Source organism: Leclercia sp. UBA7405 (assembly GCF_037152215.1).
In the GTDB taxonomy this organism is placed as follows: Bacteria; Pseudomonadota; Gammaproteobacteria; order Enterobacterales; family Enterobacteriaceae; genus Enterobacter; species Enterobacter pneumoniae.
Map to the genome: position 1 here is coordinate 1,197,061 of NZ_JBBCMR010000001.1, position 23,227 is coordinate 1,220,287.

Annotated in this window: 27 protein-coding genes; 10 read left to right on the forward strand and 17 right to left on the reverse strand. The window is 54.3% G+C overall.

Features of this window, described 5'->3' with window-relative positions; genetic code table 11:
* Positions 1–6: 6 nt before the first annotated feature.
* The 5 genes from dmsD to WFN75_RS05830 form a co-directional block, all read right to left on the reverse strand.
* Positions 7–621, reverse strand: a complete 615-nt coding sequence (dmsD, locus tag WFN75_RS05810) for a Tat proofreading chaperone DmsD (protein WP_212478042.1) — start codon at positions 619–621, stop codon at positions 7–9.
* Between the two features lie 42 nt (positions 622–663).
* A complete protein-coding gene (locus tag WFN75_RS05815; protein ID WP_336995764.1) occupies positions 664–1,515 on the reverse strand; it encodes a dimethyl sulfoxide reductase anchor subunit family protein in 852 nt (283 codons plus the stop codon).
* Between the two features lies 1 nt (position 1,516).
* Complete coding sequence (locus tag WFN75_RS05820; protein WP_040075798.1) at positions 1,517–2,134, reverse strand: DMSO/selenate family reductase complex B subunit; 618 nt, start codon at positions 2,132–2,134, stop codon at positions 1,517–1,519.
* A gap of 10 nt (positions 2,135–2,144) precedes the next feature.
* Positions 2,145–4,583 carry a selenate/tellurate reductase subunit YnfE gene (gene ynfE, locus WFN75_RS05825; RefSeq protein ID WP_233804644.1) on the reverse strand — a complete coding sequence of 813 codons (2,439 nt, stop codon included), beginning with the start codon at positions 4,581–4,583 and terminating at the stop codon, positions 2,145–2,147.
* 147 nt (positions 4,584–4,730) lie between these two features.
* Positions 4,731–5,036 carry a DUF1161 domain-containing protein gene (locus tag WFN75_RS05830; RefSeq protein ID WP_040075796.1) on the reverse strand — a complete coding sequence of 102 codons (306 nt, stop codon included), beginning with the start codon at positions 5,034–5,036 and terminating at the stop codon, positions 4,731–4,733.
* Between the two features lie 104 nt (positions 5,037–5,140).
* Here WFN75_RS05830 and WFN75_RS05835 point away from each other — a divergent pair, with 104 nt between their 5' ends.
* Positions 5,141–5,851: a YnfC family lipoprotein gene (locus tag WFN75_RS05835; RefSeq protein WP_336995765.1), complete on the forward strand. Its 711-nt coding sequence runs from the start codon at positions 5,141–5,143 to the stop codon at positions 5,849–5,851.
* A gap of 39 nt (positions 5,852–5,890) precedes the next feature.
* Here the strand turns inward: WFN75_RS05835 and WFN75_RS05840 are convergent, their stop codons facing one another.
* The gene (locus WFN75_RS05840) at positions 5,891–6,220 is read right to left on the reverse strand and encodes a DUF1283 family protein (protein WP_233804646.1); all 330 of its coding nucleotides are present in this window, start codon (positions 6,218–6,220) and stop codon (positions 5,891–5,893) included.
* Positions 6,221–6,369: 149 nt separating this feature from the next.
* On the opposite strand from WFN75_RS05840, the gene WFN75_RS05845 reads away from it, so the two are divergent.
* The 5 genes from WFN75_RS05845 to WFN75_RS05865 all read left to right on the forward strand — a co-directional run bounded on the left by WFN75_RS05845 (position 6,370) and on the right by WFN75_RS05865 (position 12,162).
* Entirely contained in the window at positions 6,370–6,696 is a 327-nt protein-coding gene (locus tag WFN75_RS05845) for a YnfA family protein (protein ID WP_046885568.1), read from the forward strand.
* Positions 6,697–6,806: 110 nt separating this feature from the next.
* Positions 6,807–8,021 (forward strand): starvation-sensing protein RspA, encoded by a 1,215-nt coding sequence (gene rspA, locus WFN75_RS05850; protein ID WP_040075792.1) that lies wholly within the window; start codon positions 6,807–6,809, stop codon positions 8,019–8,021.
* Between the two features lie 11 nt (positions 8,022–8,032).
* Positions 8,033–9,049 (forward strand): Zn-dependent oxidoreductase, encoded by a 1,017-nt coding sequence (locus WFN75_RS05855; RefSeq protein WP_336995766.1) that lies wholly within the window; start codon positions 8,033–8,035, stop codon positions 9,047–9,049.
* Between the two features lie 53 nt (positions 9,050–9,102).
* Positions 9,103–10,482, forward strand: coding sequence for an MFS transporter (locus WFN75_RS05860; RefSeq protein WP_336995767.1), 1,380 nt, complete (start codon positions 9,103–9,105; stop codon positions 10,480–10,482).
* A 216-nt stretch (positions 10,483–10,698) separates the two neighbouring features.
* Positions 10,699–12,162 carry a mannitol dehydrogenase family protein gene (locus WFN75_RS05865; RefSeq protein ID WP_336995768.1) on the forward strand — a complete coding sequence of 488 codons (1,464 nt, stop codon included), beginning with the start codon at positions 10,699–10,701 and terminating at the stop codon, positions 12,160–12,162.
* Between the two features lie 41 nt (positions 12,163–12,203).
* Here the strand turns inward: WFN75_RS05865 and ydfZ are convergent, their stop codons facing one another.
* On the reverse strand, positions 12,204–12,407 hold the full coding sequence (ydfZ, locus tag WFN75_RS05870; protein WP_040075787.1) for a putative selenium delivery protein YdfZ: 204 nt from the start codon (positions 12,405–12,407) through the stop codon (positions 12,204–12,206).
* 262 nt (positions 12,408–12,669) lie between these two features.
* On the opposite strand from ydfZ, the gene WFN75_RS05875 reads away from it, so the two are divergent.
* Positions 12,670–13,101, forward strand: coding sequence for a universal stress protein (locus WFN75_RS05875; RefSeq protein ID WP_336995769.1), 432 nt, complete (start codon positions 12,670–12,672; stop codon positions 13,099–13,101).
* Between the two features lie 42 nt (positions 13,102–13,143).
* On the opposite strand, the gene WFN75_RS05880 is transcribed toward WFN75_RS05875, so the two are convergent.
* The 4 genes from WFN75_RS05880 to WFN75_RS05895 all read right to left on the reverse strand — a co-directional run bounded on the left by WFN75_RS05880 (position 13,144) and on the right by WFN75_RS05895 (position 15,479).
* Positions 13,144–13,830: a GntR family transcriptional regulator gene (locus WFN75_RS05880; RefSeq protein WP_040075785.1), complete on the reverse strand. Its 687-nt coding sequence runs from the start codon at positions 13,828–13,830 to the stop codon at positions 13,144–13,146.
* Positions 13,831–13,920: 90 nt separating this feature from the next.
* The gene (gene ydfG / locus WFN75_RS05885) at positions 13,921–14,667 is read right to left on the reverse strand and encodes a bifunctional NADP-dependent 3-hydroxy acid dehydrogenase/3-hydroxypropionate dehydrogenase YdfG (protein WP_046885572.1); all 747 of its coding nucleotides are present in this window, start codon (positions 14,665–14,667) and stop codon (positions 13,921–13,923) included.
* 88 nt (positions 14,668–14,755) lie between these two features.
* Positions 14,756–15,001: a YmjA family protein gene (locus WFN75_RS05890; RefSeq protein ID WP_046885573.1), complete on the reverse strand. Its 246-nt coding sequence runs from the start codon at positions 14,999–15,001 to the stop codon at positions 14,756–14,758.
* Between the two features lie 88 nt (positions 15,002–15,089).
* A complete protein-coding gene (locus WFN75_RS05895) occupies positions 15,090–15,479 on the reverse strand; it encodes a hypothetical protein (RefSeq protein WP_207291789.1) in 390 nt (129 codons plus the stop codon).
* Between the two features lie 76 nt (positions 15,480–15,555).
* Here WFN75_RS05895 and WFN75_RS05900 point away from each other — a divergent pair, with 76 nt between their 5' ends.
* Entirely contained in the window at positions 15,556–15,960 is a 405-nt protein-coding gene (locus WFN75_RS05900; protein ID WP_336995770.1) for a hypothetical protein, read from the forward strand.
* A gap of 261 nt (positions 15,961–16,221) precedes the next feature.
* On the forward strand, positions 16,222–16,905 hold the full coding sequence (locus WFN75_RS05905; RefSeq protein ID WP_336995771.1) for an RluA family pseudouridine synthase: 684 nt from the start codon (positions 16,222–16,224) through the stop codon (positions 16,903–16,905).
* Between the two features lie 6 nt (positions 16,906–16,911).
* Here WFN75_RS05905 and WFN75_RS05910 read toward each other — a convergent pair whose 3' ends face one another.
* Entirely contained in the window at positions 16,912–17,451 is a 540-nt protein-coding gene (locus WFN75_RS05910) for a DUF2058 domain-containing protein (protein WP_040075776.1), read from the reverse strand.
* A gap of 125 nt (positions 17,452–17,576) precedes the next feature.
* On the opposite strand from WFN75_RS05910, the gene dcp reads away from it, so the two are divergent.
* Entirely contained in the window at positions 17,577–19,622 is a 2,046-nt protein-coding gene (gene dcp, locus WFN75_RS05915) for a peptidyl-dipeptidase Dcp (RefSeq protein WP_336995772.1), read from the forward strand.
* Positions 19,623–19,772: 150 nt separating this feature from the next.
* On the opposite strand, the gene WFN75_RS05920 is transcribed toward dcp, so the two are convergent.
* The 5 genes from WFN75_RS05920 to WFN75_RS05940 are packed head-to-tail and all read right to left on the reverse strand — an operon-like array spanning position 19,773 to position 23,227.
* A complete protein-coding gene (locus tag WFN75_RS05920; protein ID WP_336995773.1) occupies positions 19,773–20,912 on the reverse strand; it encodes a phage integrase Arm DNA-binding domain-containing protein in 1,140 nt (379 codons plus the stop codon).
* On the reverse strand, positions 20,893–21,150 hold the full coding sequence (locus WFN75_RS05925) for an excisionase (protein WP_212478057.1): 258 nt from the start codon (positions 21,148–21,150) through the stop codon (positions 20,893–20,895). The genes WFN75_RS05920 and WFN75_RS05925 overlap by 20 nt, the downstream gene beginning before the upstream one ends.
* Before the next feature lie 59 nt (positions 21,151–21,209).
* Complete coding sequence (locus WFN75_RS05930; protein ID WP_336995774.1) at positions 21,210–21,449, reverse strand: DUF4060 family protein; 240 nt, start codon at positions 21,447–21,449, stop codon at positions 21,210–21,212.
* Positions 21,436–22,077, reverse strand: a complete 642-nt coding sequence (locus WFN75_RS05935; protein ID WP_336995775.1) for a hypothetical protein — start codon at positions 22,075–22,077, stop codon at positions 21,436–21,438. The genes WFN75_RS05930 and WFN75_RS05935 overlap by 14 nt, the downstream gene beginning before the upstream one ends.
* A gap of 34 nt (positions 22,078–22,111) precedes the next feature.
* Positions 22,112–23,227: a RecT family recombinase gene (locus WFN75_RS05940; protein WP_336995776.1), complete on the reverse strand. Its 1,116-nt coding sequence runs from the start codon at positions 23,225–23,227 to the stop codon at positions 22,112–22,114.

A 23,227-nucleotide genomic window follows, 5' to 3' on the forward strand; every position in this document is an offset into this window, starting at 1 on the left:
GGTTTATCAACGATAGAGCGGTTTTTTCGCGACCGGGACGGGCAGCGCCGTTCGCCACGACTCCAGCGTCAGTCGGGCCAGTTGGGCGAGCGCGCTATAGAATGGATGCTTTGCCTCCTGTTCCAGCACGGAGAGAAAACGCTGACTCCAGGGCAGCAGATGTTGCGCCAGTAGCGCATCGCGGGCATCGTCACGTCCGTTTTCACTCAGCCACGCGGCGAGCATCAACAGGGTACCGAAATGATCTTCGGGCTCATTTTGCTGAGCCTCAAAGGTTATGGCGTTATCACGCATCCACTGGCGCAGCGCGAGAGTCGAGTCACCAAATAGCACCGATTCACGATCCAGCCAAACCGAACCCCATGGCGGAGCCGGTAGCGCATAGGGGCCGATAAAGAGCCGCTGCCAGGCTTCAGGTAACGGTTCATCGGCCGGCGCTTGCAGGATCTCAACCACAGGTTGCAGCTGTTCCGATGAAAGAGGCCAGTCGGCGGCCCAGTCCGTAGTGGAGAGGGCCGTTACCAGCGGTGCCGCCTCGGCGCTATCCGGTGCGTACCAGAACAGGGCGCCCAGAACCCGGGCGCTAAAAGCGAAAGATTCGCGATGTAAAACAGAATTCATGCCAACATCCCTTGCAGTGGCGCGGGGCAAACCCGCGCCGGTTTATCCGGCGATAGCCACGCCGGTTGTCATATGCAGACCATAAAAAAGGCCACGGCCGATTAACTCACCCACGACGACCAGAACAAGCCCCGCAGCAAGCCCCCAGGTTTTCGGCGACTGGCGTCGCAGCAGTGGGCACAGCCAGCATCCCAGCCCGGCAGCAAGCAGTATGATACGCCACACCTGCAGCGAACCATACTCCGGTAGCAGGGTACTGGCCTGCTGCACGGAGCTGTGAACAGTGGCGAGCATGTTGCTTTGCAGCACCACCACTGCCACAGCGACCAGCAGCGCCAGGACGCTTAATGCCGCTGCCTGGCTATGGACCTTCACTTTTGCCGCCTGCAATAACAGCGCAGCAAAAATCGGGCCGCCCAACAGCACCGTCAGGAAGAAGCCCAGGGTGGTATATCCATTATGCCAGGTGGGGACGGTATCGATCTGATAGACGCGGGTCATTGCCCAGACAAAACCGATCCCCAGAATTTGGGTGATCACCAGCCAGGCGGTGTAGAGCGCATCCGGCAGTTTCTTCAACATCGCCAGCAACCAGCCGAGGCCGCCTACGGCAAAGAAGAGCGAACCACTGGCGATTTCGTTACTGAGGGCAGAGTCCCCGATGCGGTTCAGGGAGTTAAAGGCCCGCAGCGGCGAGCCCAGATGCAGCACCGAGGCAATAAAGCCCGCCCCCATCACCAGCCAGACGAAGAACATCATGCGCAGGATCCGCTCCCGTGCCGGACCCTCGCTTTCCCGCATCAGGACAAAACCCATCACCAGTATTGCCCCCACGGCACACTGCCCAAATACCGTAAAAATGACCAGAGGCCACTCATGCCATCCGTTTCCCATCTCACACCTCCTTCGGATTGGCCAGATAGCCGGTGGTATCACCCGTTGGTCGGCTGTTGGCATTGGGTTTAATGACAATACTTGGTTTCGTAAAGTGCGCCGACGGCAGCGGCGCAACGGCCGCCAGCTTGCCGTGTTTCTGCCGCAGCTCGTCGATCGGGCCGAAGTCCAGTGCACGCAGCGGGCAGGACTCCACGCAGACCGGCTTTTTGCCCTCTGCCACGCGATCGTAACACCCATCGCATTTGGTCATGTGGCCTTTGGCGGCGTTGTACTGTGGCGCGCCGTACGGGCAGGCCATATGGCAATAACGGCAGCCAATGCAGACCTCTTCGTTAACCACCACAAAGCCGTCTTCCCGCTTGTGCATGGCGCCGCTCGGGCAGACTTTGGTGCAGGCCGGGTCTTCGCAGTGGTTACAGGCAATCGACAGATAGTAGGCAAAGACGTTCTGCTGCCAGACGCCGTTATCCTCCTGCCAGTCGCCCCCTGCGTATTCATAAATGCGGCGGAAGCTCACGTCCGGGGTCAGATCTTTGTAATCTTTACAGGCCAGCTCGCAGGTTTTGCACCCGGTGCAGCGGCTGGAGTCAATATAAAATCCATACTGGGTGGTCATCGACTACTCCTTATGCCTTCTCAATTTGCACCAGGTTGGTGTGCTGAGGGTTCCCCTTCGCCAGCGGTGAGGGGCGGTGCGTGGTGAGGGTGTTAACGCAGGCACCGTGATCGACGCGATCGCCATTCATGTCGGCGTTATGCCAGGCGCCCTGGCCCATCGCGCTGACGCCGGGCATGATGCGCGGCGTGACTTTTGCGGCAATACGCAGTTCGCCGCGTCCGTTAAACACCCGGACCAGATCGCCGTTTTTAATCCCACGCGACGCGGCATCGAGCGGATTGATCCACACCTCCTGGCGACAGGCGGCCTCCAGCACGTCGATGTTGCCGTAGGTTGAGTGGGTACGTCCCTTGAAGTGGAAACCAAAAAGCTGAAGCGGATAGCGGTCGCGCGCCGGATCATCCCAGCCTTCAAAGGTGTGAGCATAGATAGGTAGGGGGCTGATGGTCTCGTCTGGCGCAAGCTCCCAGCGATGGGCGATATCTGCAAGCTTGCTGGAGTAGATTTCAATTTTGCCGGAGGGCGTTTTCAGCGGGTTGTTAAGAGGGTCTTCGCGGAATTTCTTGTACGCCACAAAGTGCCCGGCAGGATCGCGTCGCTTATAGATGCCCATTTTCTTCAGCTCATCATAAGCGGGTAGTAGCGGATCCCGGGCCACCATCTTCGCATAAAGGTATTGCAGCCATTCTGACTGCGTGCGCCCCTCTGTAAATTTATCGTAGACATCCTTGCCGAGACGTTTAGCCACCTCACTCATCATCCAGTAGATAGGTTTGCGCTCAAATTTGGGCGAGGTCGCCGGCTGCAGGAAGATGAGATAACCCATATTCCCGGCGTAGTCGTTAGGGATGATATCTTCCTGCTCTACGGTCATTAAATCGGGCAGCAGCAGGTCGGCGTACTTCGCCGAGGAGGTCATAAAGTTGTCGATCACCACAATCATCTCGCATTGACTCTCGTCCTGCAGAATGGCGTGGGTTTTGTTGATATCCGAGTGCTGGTTAGTGATGCAGTTACCCGCATAGTTCCAGATAAATTTGATGGGGACATCCAGCTTCTCTTTACCGCGTACGCCATCGCGGGTAGCGGTCATTTCCGGTCCGCGGGCGATGGCATCCGTCCAGCTAAAGCAGGAGATTTGCGTTTTTACCGGATTTTCCAGCACCGGCATGCGCTCGATGGTGATGGTATAGGTAGATTCCCGCGCGCCACTGTTGCCACCATGGATGCCGACGTTGCCGGTAAGGATTGGCAGCATTGCGATGGCGCGCGCACTCAGCTCGCCGTTGGCATGACGCTGTGGCCCCCACCCCTGGCTGATATAGGCCGGTTTAGCGCTGCCGATTTCGCGCGCCAGCTTCACAATACGTTCGGCAGGAATACCGGTAATTTTCGCCGCCCATTCAGGTGTTTTGGCGAGACCGTCCTCGCCGTCCCCCAGAATCCAGGCTTTGTAATGCCCGTTGGCCGGGGCACCTTCTGGCAGGGTTTTTTCGTCGTATCCCACGCAATAGGTATCAAGAAAGGCTTGATCAACCCGATTTTCGGTAATCAGTACCCAGGCCAGGGCGCTCACCAGTGCGGCGTCGGTGCCGGGACGGATAGGTATCCATTCATCTTCACGCCCGGCTGCGGTGTCGGTATAACGCGGATCGATGACGATCATTCGGGCGTTTGAGCGCTCCCGCGCCTGTTCGAGGTAGTAGGTAATACCCCCGCCGCTCATGCGCGTCTCCGCCGGGTTGTTGCCAAACATGACGACCAGTTGGCTGTTCTCAATGTCGGAGGTGCTGTTACCCTCGTTGCTTCCGTAGGTGTAGGGCATGGCACAGGCTATCTGTGCGGTACTGTAAGTACCATAATGGCTGAGGAAGCCGCCGTAACAGTTCATCAGGCGTGCCACCAGTGAGGCATACGGGGACGAACGGGTCACGTTGCCGCCAACGATGCCAGAGGAGTAGTTGATGTAGACCGCTTCGTTACCGTACTGGCTTACCACCTTTTTCAGGCTGTCGGTCAGCAGGTTCAGGGCTTCATCCCAGCTGATACGTTCAAATTTTCCTTCGCCGCGTTTGCCCACCCGTTTCATCGGATAGTTAAGGCGATCCGGGTGATTCATACGCCGGCGGATAGAGCGGCCGCGCAGGCAGGCGCGAACCTGGTGATTGCCGTAGATATCTTCGCCGGTGTTATCGGTTTCGACCCGCCACACTTCGTCATCGCGAACGTGCAGACGCAGCGCGCAGCGGCTGCCACAGTTAACAGAACAGGCGCCCCAGACGACTTTATCTTCTGCAGGCTGCGTGGCTTGCTGAATTGCGGCAGCCGCGCTACGTAACCCAAAAGGCAAGGAAATCCCGCCCGCTGCAAGAGCGAGGGAACCGATAGCGGTGGATTTGACGAGGCTTCGGCGACTGATCGCCCCCCAGTGCTGATGATCGGACATGGCTCACTCCATCGTTATTGTTGTGCAAACAATTTCATGCCTGATGATTACCAGGCTAATGACGAAGGGAGTGTTACCTGTTTAGAGGTAGAAAATATTAATCCTTATCAATGAAGAGGGCATTTCCCCCGCCAGGGCGGGGGAAAGTTACTGGGGTTCGGTGGGGGCATTGTCTTGCGTGGCGGCACCGCTTACCGGGTAATTGCCGCTGCTGGTGCGGGTATAGAGAATTTTATAACTGTCATTAGCGCAGTGACCAACAACCTGAGCATCGGGTTGATCGCTTTGGTCGTTCGGCACAATGTTGAGGGTAAAACCCGACTCGGGTACGCCATTATTGATAATTCGCTGCTGTATATCGCTTTTAACCCGTTCGCAGGAATCGGGTGCCGCCAGGGCAGCCGGAGCCACGCCAGCCAGCAGCAGTGCAGTAATCAAAGGTAACTGTTTCATAACCGCCTCCTTTAGTTTGGCATCAAGTTAATTTTAGCAGGCTTAGTGTAAACGTCTGTATTTGCTAATATGATTGAGAATTATCTCCAGATTTGGTGAGTTACGTGAAGAAAATTGCAGTCAGTTTAGCCCTGACGACACTGTTGGCGGGATGTGATAACGCCTCAGCACCGCTTTCGTTTACGCCTGAAATGGCAAGCTTTTCTAATGAATTTGACTTTGATCCCCTGCGCGGACCGGTAAAAGAGTTCAGTCAGACTCTGATGAATGAGAAAGGGGAAGTGGCGAAACGGGTCAGCGGTTCGTTATCCACCGAAGGGTGTTTCGATACCCTGGAGATCCACGACATCGAATCGAATTCGGGGGTGGCGCTGGTACTTAATGCTAACTACTACCTCGACGCGCAGACGATGCAGAAAAAGTTGCGTTTACAGGGTAAATGTCAGCTGGCCGAGATGGTTGCTTCAGGCACTTCATGGGAGACCAATGACGCCGGGTTTATTGTCAGCGCGCACGGGAAAGAGACCGATGTTAGCTATCGTTACGATGTGGATGGGTACCCGTTGGGCAAGACGAGCGTTTCAGGGGAGCAACGGCTGTCGGTGGCCTCCAAACCTTCTGCGGATCTTCGCAAGCGGCTGGATTATACCGCCGTCAGCATGCTGAACGACAAGACGCTGGGTAACGTTAAACAGAGTTGCGATTACGATCGCCATGACAACCCCGTGACCTGCGAGCTCCTGATTGTGGATCAGAGCGTAAAACCGGCGCAGGAACACAAATACACCATCAAAAACACAATTGATTACTATTGAGAAACCGCGCAGGGATCTGCGCGGTGAAGTGCAGGGCGATTAGGGTGCCAGGCTGCGGCCGGTGCGGCGGTCAAGGCAGCGCAGGGTATTGGGTTCCCAGTAGGCATTAACGTTCGCGCTTTGCTGGCACTTATCGCGCGCATCAAAGGCCACGTCCTCTTTATCCCACTCTTTCTCTGCGCGGGTATTAACTTTATGGCGCAGGCTGCGGGTGTCGTTCCACTGCTCTTTATCCATTGCAGCGTTCTGACGGCTTTGCGCGCTATCCCCGGATTCGATAATCAACTTGCTGGTATTGGCAGAGACTGGAGCGATAAACATCGCCGCCAGCAGGGCAACCAATCCGAGACGTATACTCATTGTATTCATGGTGATTTTCTCCCGAACGGCGAAGATTCGAAAATGACGCCGTCGATTCTACAACAGTCCATTTTGAGGGCAAAACCACATCAGCTGTGTGGAACGCTTCCTTATAGAGTTGGGTATAATAACTCAACCCCCCTCAAAGTACGTGAAATATGATTAAAACAACTTTACTCTTTTTCGCCACTGCAGTTTGTGAAATTTTGGGCTGTTTCCTGCCCTGGCTCTGGCTGAAGCGGGGTGGGTCGGTGTTTCTTTTGCTGCCTGCGGCGGTAGCGCTGGCGCTGTTTGTCTGGTTATTGACTCTGCATCCGGCGGCCAGCGGCAGGGTCTATGCCGCCTACGGTGGTGTCTATGTCTGCACGGCTCTCCTCTGGTTACGGGTCGTGGATGGGGTGAAATTGAGCTCGTATGACTGGGCAGGCGCGGCGATAGCGCTCTGCGGCATGCTAATTATCGTGGCAGGATGGGGGCGCCCCTGAGCGCCTCTTTTTGTGATCCGGTGAGGATTTTTTGATCGCAATACTTGTATGGTAGTAGGCTTATTGCATAAATTTCCTGCATCACAACGCAAGATGTAAGGAACCGGAACATGAAGATTGTTGGGGCTGAAGTATTTGTTACCTGCCCAGGACGTAATTTTGTCACGCTGAAAATTACCACTGACGACGGTATCGTCGGGCTCGGCGATGCCACCCTGAATGGTCGCGAGCTTTCTGTCGCCTCCTACCTGAAAGATCACCTCTGTCCGCAACTGATTGGCCGCGATGCGCATCGCATCGAGGATATCTGGCAGTTCTTCTACAAAGGCGCTTACTGGCGTCGCGGCCCGGTGACTATGTCTGCTCTTTCGGCCGTGGATATGGCGCTGTGGGACATTAAGGCTAAAGCGGCAAACATGCCGCTCTATCAGCTGTTGGGCGGCGCCTCCCGTGAAGGGGTGATGGTTTACTGCCACACCACCGGCCATAGCATTGATGATGTGCTGGAAGATTACGCCCGCCACAAAGAGATGGGCTTTAAGGCGATTCGTGTGCAGTGCGGTGTGCCGGGTATGAAAACCACCTACGGCATGTCGAAGGGCAAAGGGCTGGCCTACGAGCCTGCCACCAAAGGCAACTGGCCGGAAGAGCAGCTCTGGTCAACCGAAAAATATCTCGATTTCACACCGAAGCTGTTCGATGCCGTGCGGAATAAATTTGGTTTTAACGAGCATTTGCTGCACGACATGCACCACCGTCTGACGCCAATTGAAGCTGCGCGTTTCGGTAAGAGCATCGAGGCGTTCCGCATGTTCTGGATGGAAGATCCTACGCCGGCAGAGAACCAGGCGTGCTTCCGTTTAATTCGTCAGCATACCGTAACCCCGATTGCGGTAGGCGAAGTCTTTAATAGCATCTGGGACTGCAAACAGCTGATTGAAGAACAGCTGATCGACTATATCCGCACCACCATTACCCACGCGGGGGGCATCACCGGCATGCGTCGTATCGCCGATTTCGCCTCGCTCTACCAGGTACGTACCGGCTCGCACGGGCCGTCGGATCTGTCGCCGATCTGCCACGCGGCGGCTCTTCATTTTGACCTGTGGGTGCCGAACTTTGGCGTACAGGAGTATATGGGCTATTCCGAACAGATGCTGGAAGTCTTCCCGCATAGCTGGCGTTTCGACAACGGCTACATGCACCCAGGCGACAAGCCCGGACTCGGCATCGAGTTTGATGAAAAACTGGCCGCAAAATATCCCTACGATCCCGCCTATCTGCCGGTTGCCCGTCTGGAAGATGGCACCCTGTGGAACTGGTAAAGGAGCAGAAGATGAAAAGTATCGTCATCCAGAAACCTGAAGAGCTGGTCATTGAAGAGCGACCGCGGGCAGAGCCCGCAGCCGGAGAGGTGCGGGTTAAGGTGAAGCTGGCGGGAATTTGTGGTTCCGATAGCCATATCTATCGTGGCCATAACCCCTTCGCCAAATATCCACGGGTCATCGGTCATGAATTCTTTGGTGTGATTGATGCCGTGGGCGAGGGGGTTGACCACGCGCGCATAGGGCAGCGAGTCTCTGTCGACCCGGTGATCAGCTGCGGCCACTGCTATCCCTGTTCGGTGGGTAAGCCCAATGTCTGTACCTCACTGGTGGTGCTGGGGGTGCACCGTGACGGCGGCTTTAGCGAGTATGCCGTGGTGCCAGAAAAAAATGCCTGGCCCATCCCGGATACCATCAGTGACAGACATGCGGTCATGGTGGAGCCCTTCACGATTGCCGCGAACGTCACCGGACATGCCAGCCCTTTAGAACAGGATGTGGCCTTGATTTATGGGGCGGGCCCCATGGGCCTGGTTACCACTCAGGCGCTGAAAGGGGTGTACAACGTCAGTCAGGTCATCGTGGTCGATCGTATCGACGAGCGTCTGGAGATGGCGCAACGCAGCGGTGCGGACTGGGTGATTAATAACGGCAATGGTTCACTGCAGGCAGAGCTGGAAGCAAAAGGGATCAAACCGACGTTAATCATCGACGCGGCCTGTCATCCGTCGATTTTGCAGGAAGCCGTTACGCTGGCATCCCCTGCGGCACGTATTGTGCTGATGGGCTTTTCCAGCGAGCCAAGCCAGGTTATCCAGCAAGGGATCACCGGCAAAGAGTTGTCGATCTTCTCGTCGCGACTGAATGCCAATAAGTTCCCGGTGGTGATTAGCTGGCTCGAGCAGGGACTTATCGACCCCGACAAACTTATTACCCATACCTTTGATTATCAAGATGTTAAAGACGCCATTGAACGCTTTGAAAAAGACCAGCGGCACTGCTGCAAGGTATTACTGACGTTCTCTTAATTATGACGAATGCGGTTTGGTAGTACGCATCTTACCCTGTTGAGATAGCCAATATGACTCAAGTACAACATGAAAGAAGCACCTCTGATCTCGTCAAAGCCGCAGTCTCGGGCTGGCTTGGGACTGCACTCGAATTCATGGATTTTCAGCTCTACTCGCTGGGCGCCGCGCTGGTCTTTCACGAGATTTTCTTCCCGGAACAGTCTGCCGCAATGGCCCTGATCCTGGCGATGGGTACCTACGGCGCGGGGTATATCGCCCGTATCGTGGGAGCCTTTATCTTCGGGAAAATGGGCGACAGCATTGGCCGTAAAAAAGTGCTGTTTATCACCATTACCATGATGGGGATCTGCACCACCCTGATTGGCGTGCTGCCTACTTATGCGCAGATCGGGATTTTTGCGCCGGTGTTGCTGGTCACGCTGCGTATCATCCAGGGGCTGGGCGCCGGGGCGGAAATCTCCGGGGCAGGCACCATGCTGGCGGAGTATGCGCCGAAAGGTAAACGCGGGATCATCTCTTCACTGGTGGCGATGGGCACCAACTGCGGCACCCTGAGCGCCACTGCGATCTGGGCGATTATGTTCTTTGCCCTCGACCGGGAAGAGTTGGTGGCATGGGGCTGGCGTATCCCGTTCCTTGCAAGCGTGGTGGTCATGATCTTTGCTATCTGGTTGCGTATGAACCTGAAAGAGAGCCCGGTCTTTGAAAAGGTGAATGCCGAAGAGGCGCCAGCCGTGACTGCGCCGCAGGAGAGCACTCTGGGGGCGATGTTTAAAAGCAAATCCTTCTGGCTGGCGACCGGCTTGCGCTTTGGTCAGGCGGGTAACTCCGGGTTGATTCAGACGTTCCTGGCGGGCTATCTGGTGCAGACGTTGCTGTTTAATAAGAGCATCCCTACCGATGCGCTGATGATCAGTTCGTTCCTGGGCTTTATCTCGATTCCACTGCTGGGCTGGCTCTCAGATAAGTTTGGCCGTCGCTTACCCTATATAATCCTCAATATTTCGGCCATTCTTCTGGCCTGGCCGATGCTGTCGATTATCGTCGACAAAGCCAACGCGCCAGGGGTGATCATGGCGTCCATTATCATCATCCACAACGTCGCGGTGCTGGGGCTGTTTGCACTGGAAAACATTACCATGGCGGAGATGTTTGGCTCGCGTAATCGCTTTATCCGCATGGCGATCTCGAAAGAGGCGGGGGGGCTGGTGGCGGTGGGCTTCGGTCCGGTGCTGGCAGGAATTTTCTGCAATATGACCGGTGCCTGGTGGCCGATCGCGGTCATGGTGGTGGTCTACTCGGTAATTGGTCTGGTCTCTGCCGTGCTGATGCCCGAAGTGCGTGATCGTGATCTGAGCGCCCTGGAAGATGCAGCCGAAGCAAAGCCTGCGCGGGATGGCGCACGCGCTAAGCAGGGCGCTTTATCCTGATGGTGAATGTTGTCACACAGCTTTCAATAGCTGTCACACCACTTGCCTAAAAGTTAACGTAAATCAATAACCCGGCTTCAACAATCAGTATGGTAGATGGCAGCTCTCTTTTTTATAGCTTCTACCATTCTAGTTAGTTTAGTAAGCCGGTGCCGCCGCGACTCCTCTGGGACGCGGCGACGCGCCTGAGATAAATCTTCGCTAAAAGAGTCAATTATGGAAAATCCGTTATTAAAGGCAAACGCGACGCTCCCGCGCTACGATCGAAATACCCTGCAAACGCGCATTGTTCATCTCGGTTTTGGTGCATTCCACCGTGCGCATCAGGCGGTCTATACCGACATCCTGGCGGCAGAGCAGGGCAGCGACTGGGGATACTGCGAGGTTAATTTGATCGGCGGTGAGCAGCAAATTGCCGATCTTCGTGCGCAGGATAACCTCTATACCGTAGCGGAAATGTCTGCCGATGCCTGGACTGCACGCGTTGTTGGGGTGGTCACAAAAGCGCTGCATGTGGATGTGGACGGCCTGGAAACCGTGCTGGCAGCCTTGTGCGACCCGCAAATCGCCATCGTTTCGCTGACCATTACGGAAAAAGGTTATTGCCATGCACCTGCCAGCGGGGAACTGATGCTCGATCATCCGTTTATCGTGGCAGACCTGCGAAACCCCCATCAGCCAAAATCTGCTCCCGGCGTGGTGGTCGAGGCGCTATCTCGTCGCAAACAGCGAGGGCTGTCGGCCTTTACCGTGATGTCGTGTGACAACATGCCTGAAAACGGTCACGTTACCCGAAATGTTATTTGTGCTTACGCCCGGGCGGTAGAAAGCGAGCTGGCGGAATGGATTGAAGCGAACGTCACCTTCCCGTCCACCATGGTGGATCGTATTGTGCCTGCCGTTACCGCCGATACGCTGGATAAAATCGCGCACATCACCGGCGTACGCGACCCTGCCGGGGTTGCCTGTGAACCCTTCCGGCAGTGGGTAGTAGAGGATAACTTTGTTGCAGGACGACCAGCGTGGGAAAAAGCAGGGGCGGAGCTGGTTTCAGACGTTGTCCCCTTCGAAGAGATGAAGCTGCGTATGTTAAACGGCAGCCACTCCTTCCTCGCCTATCTGGGCTATCTGGCGGGTTATCAGCATATCAATGACTGCATGGAAGATACGAACTACCGCCACGCAGCGCAGGCGCTGATGCTCCAGGAGCAGGCGCCCACGTTGAAGTTGAAAGGGGTAGACCTTCAACGTTATGCTGAACTGTTAATTGCCCGCTACAGCAATCCGGCGTTGCGTCATCGCACCTGGCAGATCGCCATGGACGGTAGCCAGAAACTGCCGCAGCGAATGCTCGACTCCGTGCGCTGGCATCGGGCACATCAACGTAGCTTCCCGCTGTTGGCGCTGGGCGTGGCGGGCTGGATGCGCTATGTGAGCGGAGTAGATGAGCAGGGACAACCTATCGAGGTGTGCGACCCGCTGCTGCCGGTTATTCAGGCGGCGGTACAGCACAGTGAAGAAGGGGTGAGTCGGGTCACGGCGCTGTTGGGTATTGAAGCGATTTTCGGCAATGAATTACCGCAGGATGAAATCTTCGTTGAGGCGGTGAAACAGGCTTATCTCACGCTGTTGAAGCTGGGGGCGAAGGCGACGGTGGCGCAGTACGCCGCTTCCCGCTGAGTCAGGACATGCCGCCGTGCGCGGCGGCATGATTCGGCCTCTTAATGCAAACCGAGGCGGATGAGTTCAACCGGTTCGAATCGGCCTTCTACGCCCTCGACTTCTACCGTTTTGCTGCGGCGTACCTGAGCGGCGCTCAGCCCTTCGCTATGAATCGCGCGGATGGTGCCTGTAGTGCCGGTGCTATTAATCATTACCCGGCTGCCGGTGGAAATTGCGTTACGGTTGCGGTCGTAAGTCATCATCATATTTCTCCTCTAATGCTAACCGAAGCGACGTGATGGTTCTTGCCGCTCACGGGATAGTATTAATACGCCTGTAGCGCAGCCGTTTTTTTGTTTTTGATCAAACTCACACTTTTTTATCTCACGGCAAGAATAACTCAGGCCGACATTTCTTTACCTCTTAAGGTAATTTCCTGACGGGACTGTTTAGGAATGGTTTGATTTCGCCGTGTCACTCTTAATATCGTTAAGCAATCTGGCTAGCGCAATAAGGAGAGAGACGATGTACAAAAGAATATTGATGCCTGTCGATGTCTTTGAAATGGATTTAAGCGATAAAGCGGTGCGCCATGCTTCTTTTCTCGCTATGGCTGATAATGCCACCATCACGCTATTAAACATTCTGCCTGTCAGCGGACGCGCCATGTTACGAGGTTTCTCGTCAGACATTAAAAAGTTTGAAAACTATATGACGCAAGAGTCAGAGAAGAAGATGAATGAGTTGAAGCGGCTATTCGATATTGCGCCGGAAAATATTCAGACGCGGGTACGATTCGGTAATGTGCGTGACGAAATCATTGCCATGAGTGCTGAGGGTGAATATGACGTGATTGTTATCGGCTCAAAAAAACCGGGCGTCACCACCCATCTGTTAGGCTCAAATGCCGAATCCGTCTTACGCTATGCCAAAATTCCGGTATTAGTGGTTCGCTAATTATTTTGCCGCATCCTGGTAATATAACAGGATGCGGCAGCATTACTCTTCGCTAAACCAGTCGCTATTTTCTTGACGAATTAACTGCACGGACTCGCCAATCTCTTGCAGATGCAGCGTCATCGCCTTTTCCACCGCATCCCCATCGCGTTTTTCCAGCGCGCTGAAAATATCGTAGTGTTGGCGTAACAGCATCTCGGGCGGAGAGACATGGTCAAGGCTCATATAACGCACCCGATCGATAGTCGCCTTAATGTTTTCAACCGTATCCCAGGCCAGCTGGCAGTCGGCGATTTGCGCCAGCTTCTGGTGGAATTCGTCGTCGAGCTGGAAAAAGTCATTAAGTTGCTTGCGCTCAATGGCTATGCGCTGCTGGTGGAGATTTTGTTCCAGCAAATAACACTGATTGTCGTTTACCTGGCTGGCGGCGCGACGGACCACCGCACACTCAATGGCCTGGCGCACGAAGCAGCCATTACGCACCTGATTAAGCGAGATTTTATTAACATAGCTGCCGCGCTGCGGACGGATCTGGATAAGTCCATTTTCAGCCAGTTTGATAAAAGCTTCACGCACTGGCTGACGGGAGACGTCAAAGCGCACGGAGACCTCTTTTTCCGACAGCGGCGTTCCCGGCGGAATCAGGCAACGCACGATATCGCGGCGCAAAATGCGGTAGATTTGCTGGTTGACGGGCTGTGTAGGATTAAGTTGCGATTCTGCGGCCATGCGTTGTGATTTCTCGAAGAATTAAGCGGTAAATACTACCATTTTTTTGCCGGTCATCCCATACCCGGCCCGCAGGCCGGGAGAGGAAGATCAGCCGCGATGGACGCTCAGGCCAGCAAAGCTCTGGCTGACCGGCATCATCTCTACGGTGTTGATATTGACATGTTTCGGCAGGGTCGCGACCCACCAGACCGTCTCGGTGACATCTTCTGGGGTCAGGGCCTGGGTATTCTCGTAGGTTTTACCGGCTTTATCGTCGTCGCCTTTGAAGCGCACGTTAGAGAACTCGGTTCCGCCCACCAGACCTGGCTCGATATCGGTCACGCGAAGAGCGGTGCCGTGCAGATCGGTACGCAGGTTGAGGCTGAATTGACGAACAAAAGCTTTCGTGGCGCCATAAACGTTACCCCCTGCATAAGGCCAGCTGCCCGCAGTAGAGCCAATATTAATGACATGGCCGCGGTTACGCTCAACCATACCCGGCAGCACTGCACGGGTCATATAGACCAGACCTTTGTTGTTGGTGTCGATCATCGTTTCCCAGTCTTCAACGCTGGCTTTATGCGCAGGCTCCATGCCCAGCGCCAGACCGGCGTTGTTAACCAGCACATCAATTTCACGCCACTCGGCAGGGAGGTTTGCGATCATCTCTTCAATGGCGGCGCGGTTACGCACGTCCAGCTGCGCGGTCAGAATGCTGTCACCCAGCTCATCCTTCAGCTCTTGCAAACGCTCCTGACGGCGGCCTGTCGCAATGACTTTGTGACCGTTGGCCACAAAACGACGGGTAATACTTTCACCAAAACCTGCGGTCGCTCCAGTTACTAAAATAATCATCTCACTGTTCCTCAACGCTTTTTGTGTTGTACTACCATAGCATGTGATCTGACACAGGGTAAGGGCCGCTGCATGGCCTTAATGTGGACTACTCATTGCCCCACTGATTGAGGAAGTTGGCAACGTCATCAATGCGCAGCGGGTTAATACCGGCCTCGGCGGCCATCTCTTGCTGGGCTTCTTCACTGATCTCTTCGTTATTCATTAAACGGGTGATCAGCAGCTGAAAATAGTGCGCCAGCGTGTCGCGCTCGGCGTCGTTAACGGCAATGTCCGTTTCAGTGGCGTACTCGTCAACGATGTCGTAAAACTTGAGGGGAATGTCGTGGTTCATTGTTTATCCTGTCAGGCTGCATAAATGGGTGTCCGGACTGAATATTATCATTCTTAATCTTAATTTCTGATAGCGGTTTACTCAGGCATTAACCTCGATTTTCCAGATACGACGCATAAGGGAGGTGATAACAGATGAACGTCCCGTCTCTGGAACACCCGTTCTGGTCTTCATCTTCCCACTCTTCGCAGAAAGCGCGCAGGCTCTCGTCGTCAAACTCAATCGTGACAGAACCATCGTATTCCCGATCAAAGAAGAGCGACAGACTGGTGCTGCTGTGCGGCCATACCGGCTCGACCGCTATATGGGGATAGTGCGCTTTGAACCAGCTTAATAACGCTGCTCTACCCGGCGGGTTTTCACTCTTTTTAAAATTATCATCATGCTTTATGGGAAATTTGCGGCCGAATACCACGAAATAACAATCTTTTTTCTTCTCTTCGAAATAGTTATCGAGACACCAGATAAGTTGCGGCATAAAAAGTGACGGTTGAAGACAGGGGATAGGTATTATAGCATGAAATGTATCTCTCTCATAAATAAGAACTACCCTGATGAAAAAGCCTGCCTCAATTTTTATGACACATGCTGTCACTCTGACGGACTTTGATAAAGCGGCGTGCATTATTAATAAGGGTATCGTTGAGCGTCTCTGCATCCAAATAAAGCCTTATTATTGCCCAACGGCCGAGTGGATTACGGCTTTTCACCAGCACTACACCCACCGGTGCGCAAGTTTTGCGATCACAGCGAGGGGCGTCTGCTATCTCAGCCTCGATCAAGTTAATGTTGACATTCACGGGCTCCAGGCGGTAATGACGCATCTGGCGCTGGTGGTAGAGCAGGTCAATATTCAACTGGGCAATGAAAGTATTCTTTCTATTGTTGATTTAGCAGATTCCGGGATGAAAATTCGGGAGGATATTTCAGGTCTGCTCGATACTATTAGCTGGAGCTAATAAGCATGGCGGGCGTAAGCGTTTTTTATTATCTACGCTGTTATTAATAATTCCCGCTCTTACGGACGTGTAATCCCAGCTTGCTTTGCGTAATCAGAAAAGAAAAAAGAGGTCATTCTTCCGCGCCGCCAGTTAAGGGGGCGAGGGCGCTTGCCTTTCATCGGCAGAGCGGGCGCGTAACATTCATTCTGCAGCGTGGCAATTCGCGTAGCGGTAAATAATGGGATATTATTCGCCCCCTTTCTTACAGCGGGCGACCTGATGTCTACCATTGTTGATACCTTTATTGCACCACCGTGCCATGACGAAATAGAGATCCTCTATGAGGACGAACACCTGGTGCTGATCAACAAACCTGCCGGCTTGCTCAGTCTGTCGGGTAAAAACCCGCAGAATCTTGATTCGGTGCATTACCGCCTGGTCCAGCGATTCCCCGGATGCGCGCTGGTGCATCGTCTCGATTTTGGCACATCCGGGCTGATGGTGGTTGCTCGCACTAAACCCATTAACGCGGCGCTTTGCCAGCAGTTCAGCCAGCGCAGCGTAAAAAAAGGCTACAGCGCGCTGCTCTGTGGCCACCTCCGCCATGATGAAGGGGTAATTGATGCGCCCATTGCTAGAGATCCTGCGTTGTTTCCGTTGATGTCGATTTGCGCTATCAAGGGTAAGCCAGCACGCTCTCGCTATCGGACTCTGGAGCGTTTTTATCGCGACGGTCTGCCAGTAAGCCGGGTGGCACTTACCACCGAGACCGGACGAACCCATCAACTGCGCATTCATTGCCAGCACCTGGGCCACCCGATATTAGGCTGCGATCTCTACGGCGGGCGTCTGCAGCCGGGCACGGAACAGACGTCGCGGTTGATGCTGCATGCCAGCGAGCTGCATTTTGTCCATCCGGTCAGCCATGCGGTGATAGATATACATCATGCCAGCCCGTTTTGACGCGGTTTACCACATCAGGTCATCAGGGATCTTGAAATCGGCGTAAGGATCGTCCTGATCTTGCTCCTCCTGACTCAGCGCACTGTGTAACACAATACTGCCGGCATCACGCTGGGCAATTTTCTCGGCAACGCTCGCCGGGATGATGGCGTATTCGCCTTCCGGTTTGTTATCAACGGCCAGACGCGCAATGGCGAGACGTCCGTTAATCAACTGGGCCTGGGTGGTCTTATCCACTTCCAGCTTTTTAATGACGTTATTGTCGGTAAAGTTAAAGGTAATATTGCCTTTAGAGAGGGGAATGCGGTTCATTTCAATGAGCTGCTTCACCTGTGCTTTGAACTCTTTAGAGAGCACTGCCTGCTTCTGCTGTTCGCTCAGCTGCTTATCCCGCTCTTGCTGCGCCTTTTTATTCTCTTCTACGGCTTCACGCGCCTCACGGGCCTGAACGCGCGACTTCTTAGCGGTTCTCTGGACTTTGGCCATTTTCTTGCTGGTGACCAGGCCAGCTTTGAGCATTTGCTCTTGTAAGGTGAGTTTTGTCATCGTCTTCTCTGAACCCGTTAAACATTTTCCACGATTATACCTGCAATTATTAACAGGATACCAGGATTGCAGGGAGTGGCGCGCTGGCCTACTCTGGTGAGATTCACCCTATTCAGGAGTTCGTCATGTCGCAGCACAATCCTTTTTTTGAAATCAGCGCGTTACCTTACCAGGCCCCGCCTTTTGACCGTATCAACGACGACGATTATCGTCCGGCCTTTGACGAAGCGATCCGCCAGAAGCGTGAAGAGATTGACGCCATCATTAGCCAGCGCCTGCCGCCTGATTTTGACAACACGATTTTAGCGCTGGAAAAGAGCGGGGCGCTGCTGTCGCGCGTCAGTAGTGTTTTTTTCGCCATGACTTCAGCACATACCAACGACTCTCTGCAGGCGCTGGAGGAGGCGGTTTCAACCGAACTGGCGGCGCTCTCTAATGATATCTGGCTTAACGATGCCTTTTTTACCCGCGTTGAAGCTGTCTATAACCAGCGGCATGACCAGGCCCCGGATGCTGAATCCCTGCGCCTGACTGAAGAGCTTTATCAGCGTTTTATTCTGGCCGGCGCGCGGCTGGATGCTTCGGGTAAGAAAGAGCTAAAAGCGTTAAATACCGAGTCGGCGACGCTGACCAGCCAGTTCAATCAGCGGCTTCTGGCTGCGGATAAAGCGGGTGGGCTGGTGCTCGATTATCACCATCAGCTGGAAGGCCTCAGCCCCGCAGAGGTAGCCGCCGCCGCGCAGGCCGCAGAGGAAAAGGGGCTCCAGGATCGCTGGTTGATTCCGCTGCTTAACACCACCCAGCAGCCCGCGTTGCAACAGCTTCGTGACAGGCAAACCCGTGAAAATCTTTTTCAGGCCAGTTGGCTGCGCACGCAGAAGGGCGACCAAAACGATACCCGCGCCATCGTCTGTCGCCTGGCCGCGCTGCGTGCCCGGCAGGCTGAACTGCTCAACTTCGAGAGTTTTGCCAACTGGAAGCTGGCCGACCAGATGGCGCAAACGCCGCAGGCGGCGCTGGAGTTTATGCGCGGCATTGTCCCGGCGGCGCGAGGACGCGCGCTAAAAGAGCTGGCGGACATTCAGCATGTGATTGACGCTGAGCAAGGCGGCTTTACGGCTCAGGCCTGGGACTGGTCTCTCTATGCCGAGCGCGTGCGGCTGGCGAAATATGCTCTGGATGAGAGTCAGGTCAAACCTTTCTTTGAACTCAATACGGTGCTCACCGACGGCGTTTTTTGGGCGGCAAGCCAGCTCTTTGGTATTCGCTTTGTTGAGCGTAGCGATATCCCGGTTTATCACCCGGATGTCCGCGTCTGGGAGATCTTCGATGATAACGATGACGGGCTGGCGCTATTCTATGGCGATTTCTTTGCCCGTGATTCGAAAGGCGGAGGTGCGTGGATGGGCAACTTCGTCGAGCAATCTCATGAGTTCGCCACGCGGCCGGTAATCTACAACGTCTGTAACTACCAGAAACCGGCCAATGGCCAGCCTGCGCTGATCTCCTGGGACGATGTCATCACCCTGTTCCATGAATTTGGCCATACAATGCATGGGCTTTTTGCCAGCCAGCGTTACGCCACGCTTTCAGGGACCAATACACCGCGCGATTTCGTGGAATTCCCTTCGCAGATCAACGAACACTGGGCCAGCCATCCGCTGGTTTTTGCCCACTACGCTCGTCATTTCGAGACCGGAGAGCCAATGCCGGACGCGCTGCGTGAGAAAATGCTCAGCGCCACCCAGTTTAATAAAGGCTATGACATGACTGAACTGCTGAGTGCCGCGCTGCTGGATATGAACTGGCACAGTATCAGCGCCGATAAAGCACCGCAGGATGTCGACTCCTTCGAAGCCGCAGCCCTCGAGAAAGAGCAACTCAATCTCCCGGCCATACCGCCACGCTATCGTAGCAGCTATTTTGCCCATATTTTCGGCGGCGGTTACGCGGCGGGTTATTACGCCTATCTTTGGACGCAAATGCTGGCCGACGACGGCTACCAGTGGTTTGTGGAGCAGGGCGGATTAAACCGCGAGAACGGGCAGCAATTCCGCGAGGCGATTTTATCCCGTGGGAATAGCACTGATTTAGCGGAACTTTATCGCGTGTGGCGTGGGCACGATCCTAAGATTGAGCCGATGCTGGTAAATCGCGGATTAAGTTCATAAGGACTTTTCCAGGCTGGAAACAAAACCGGGCGGAATGCCCGGTTTATTTGTCTAAATTTCTTCCCCAAAACTCCTCCAAAAATCCTCCCCAAAATGAATCCTTTAATTCTGAGAAGTTTTCGGGGGTATGCGGCCCAATTATTCGCGTAGCTACACCTTCACTTTCACCCAGTCGAGACCGCGATCGTTATGATACTGCGCTGTCATCCTGTCTGATGAGTGACCCAGGAGCTGCTGAGTATTGATGCCTTGCTCCTCATACAGACGCTCCGATAGAGAGCGCTGTTCGTGAAATGTTGGCATAGTTTTTCCGCCCTCCACAGAAATGTCAGTGCTATCGATCGCGACCTTGAAGGAGACACTAAGGCTGTTCTCGCCAACCTGATCACCTGCCTTCACATTTCCGCTTGATGTCACATGATGAAGAAGCCAGGGGCTTACGACCCGATCCCTACATCGCTTGATTACCTGTGCCAGAGTGATATCCAACATCTCGCAGCGTAAAGTGAGGGGTATAGCCAGTTTCATCCCCGTCTTTTGCTGTTCAACGTGGAGATGACCGTCCCATACGTCAGAGAACTTCATTTTGGCTATATCACCGCGACGTTGCCCGGTCACAATTGCCAGGAGCATGGAGTTTTGAACATAGGGCGCCAAATTGCCGGCTGCTTCAAATATCGCTTTCCACATCTCAAGGTTCAGTCGAGACCGACTTACCCGAACAACGACTTTTCTTGTGGCCAACGCAGGGTTATAACCGGGCTCGACTTCACCAGCGTGCTGAGCTTCTTTGAACAAATCAATCCAGACACTTCTGAGCGTTTGCGCCATGCGCGCTTTTCCTCTGGATTTATATTCGTCAGTAATAGCCGCCAACATTTTCGTTGTGACCTCCTGAATGCCAATGTCTGGCATTCTTTCAGCCAGCACTTTGGTGCAGGATCTTCTGGATTTGAGCGTATTAATTTTTATCTCTTTATTGCTGAGTCGTTCCTCTTGAAGTTTCAAATACCTCTCGATCCATAAACGCATCCTTATCGATTTTTTTGAGTTAACCTTTTTATGGCTGACCATATCTATCAGGGCGAACGACTGGGCAGCTTCCTGCTGCGCCAGTAGCCTGTTTAACTCAGTAGCGGCCAATCTGGCCGCCTCCTGATCGGTACCGAAACCGACAAATTGACCGGTTAAAGGGTGTCGGTATTGCCAGTAGGTTTTACTGTTGCGCTTATCCAGTTTGCAGTAGAGGTTTGGGATATCAACCCTGTGATTACGTGGTCTGGCTGCCATTAATTACTCGCTCCATAAGCGTATTCACCGCTTTCGGTAGGCGTGGTGGTATGGCTGGCGATGCGAGTAAACCAACAAATTTGGCTTCTTCATCGATAACCCACCGCCGGCCTTGTTTCAGCGCCCTGGGGATTGTTTGTCCAGTTTTTGCAATCCTGTGCAGCGACGCTCTGGATGGTGGTTGCTTAAAGCCGTTCGGACCGGATGCCCAGTCCTCCAGGCTAACGAGCTGTCCCATTAAAACCTCCAGTTTGATTAATATGAGCCATCAAAGCCCAGTAGGGTGATATTTCAATATCAGGCGATCTGCCCGGGTAAAGACCGCAAGCGCCGCATGCCGGTCATCGCTGTGGCCACATAGCTCGCCTTTCGGTTCACCACCTCCACCCAGACCTTCACGCCTTCAACCCTCACCGTATACGTCTCTTTCATTTTGCTGCGACCGTAATCGCCGTAACTTTCTGCGTGGGCCGCCAGGGCGATTTCGCAGGCCTTTCGCGCCAGCGGTGACTGTGTGCTGCGGTTAATCAGTCGCATGGTCATCTCCTTCGATACGCTTAAACTCGATCACCCAGACCCACGGGTTGGCCTGCCAACTGTCGTCGCCGTAGATGCTTTTCCATAGGCTACGAAAGCCAAGAAAATGCTTATCACCAATAACGCAGCATTCAGTCGGCGCGCCTTCAACTTTTGCATCCTCTTCGCTGATGCTATTTAGCCGCTCTATCCGCACATCGGTGATCTCCAGCAGAATACGGCTGGCCCAGCGCGGCATGTGGATTGAAGGTGTCCATTTACCGTATGGTCCGTCGCCGTCGGCTGCATAAAGAAGAGCTGAACAGCCAACTGGTTCATCATGATCAGGCACCGCACTGAACGTTTCCCGAACCCAGATGCGATCGCCTGTCTGGCCGAACGGACATTTAGCCAAAAACTCCTCGTTGGTGAAGTCCTGCCATACACCGCTACGATCCCGCATGGAATAAACGTGGTCTCCATACCACTTGTCGCCAGGTGCACGGTGAGTGATTACTTCGTGACCGCGCGCCTGCATATTTTTGGCAGCAGACTGGATGATCCGCCGGGTCTGCGTCTTCCGGTCTTCCAGGATCGCCCGCACCATCTCGCCGTTAAAAATCATTCCGCGTTCTGTAACTTTCGTCATGTCATTACCGGGAGGGCGAACCCTCCCGCCTCCCTTAGGCCACGTATTCCGGTTTCATATCTGCCAGGGTGATGCTGAACTGATCGTGCAGTTCGTCGCCCAGGTGACGTTTTGCCGACGCCAGCACGCGTTCGGCTTCCTCGAAGCGCTCGGCACCATCCGGTTCGCCGGGCTGCGGCAGGGAGTTGATCGCCGCCTCAACCTTGTTGCGCGCATCCACTAGGTAATAGCGTTTCACCGCTTTGTTTTTGAGCTCTGTGTACAGGGCTGTGCCCAGCGTCACCTTTGCGGTTTCGATGTCAGCGCGGAGTGCTTTGGCGTTATCTACGTCCTGTGCTGCCTCAATGCGATCCCGGAATTCATCAGCCAGGCCGTTAATGTTTGCCGCTGATTCCTGCGCGCTGCGCGTGGTTGTTACGGTGTCACCTTTGATATCAGCCAGGCTCACGCGCTGGGCGGGGGCCGGGTTAATTTCCTTCTCGGTGCGTGCCTCAACTTCATCCGGGGTATACACACCCAGAACAACTGCAGGGCAATACAGTCGCGCCCAGTATTTGAGGGCCAGATATGCGATCTGCTGTTTCGGGTTCGATACCCAGAGCGGTGAGTTGCGTGTAATCACGCTGGAAAGGAACACCGGTTCGCCCCAGGTGATCTCGCTTTCGCCGCGAATGACTGCCCCCACACGAACCGACAGGCCCTGTTCGTCAGCACTGGTCCAGCCGCGTACCATTTCTTTTTTGTCGTACGTACCACCGCCTTTCGCTGGCTTCTTAACGATCTCCTCGCGGCTGCTGGCGCATTTCGACCAGTCACCTTCGTACTCATAGTGAAAGCGACCAACGATGGCGTTGGAGCTGGAGATCACCGCGTTTACCAACTGCGCTTCGTAGCCCAGCACGCCGTTGACCAAGTGCGTTTTCTGCGCGACTGCGTAAGGGTTCATACCCCACTGCATCGCCTGCATGATGATAGCCATGCAGTCGGCAGGATTGCCGCGGAGGTGCTCAGGCACCGTTACGGCTGCTTGCGCCATCAATCCGGCGACAGCCTGAAGCTGGGTTAATGCCTGCACATTGAAAATGGCATTGCTGGCTGAGATCGTGTTTGGAGTCTGCTGTTCAGCGCTTACGATATTTGTGTTTTCCAT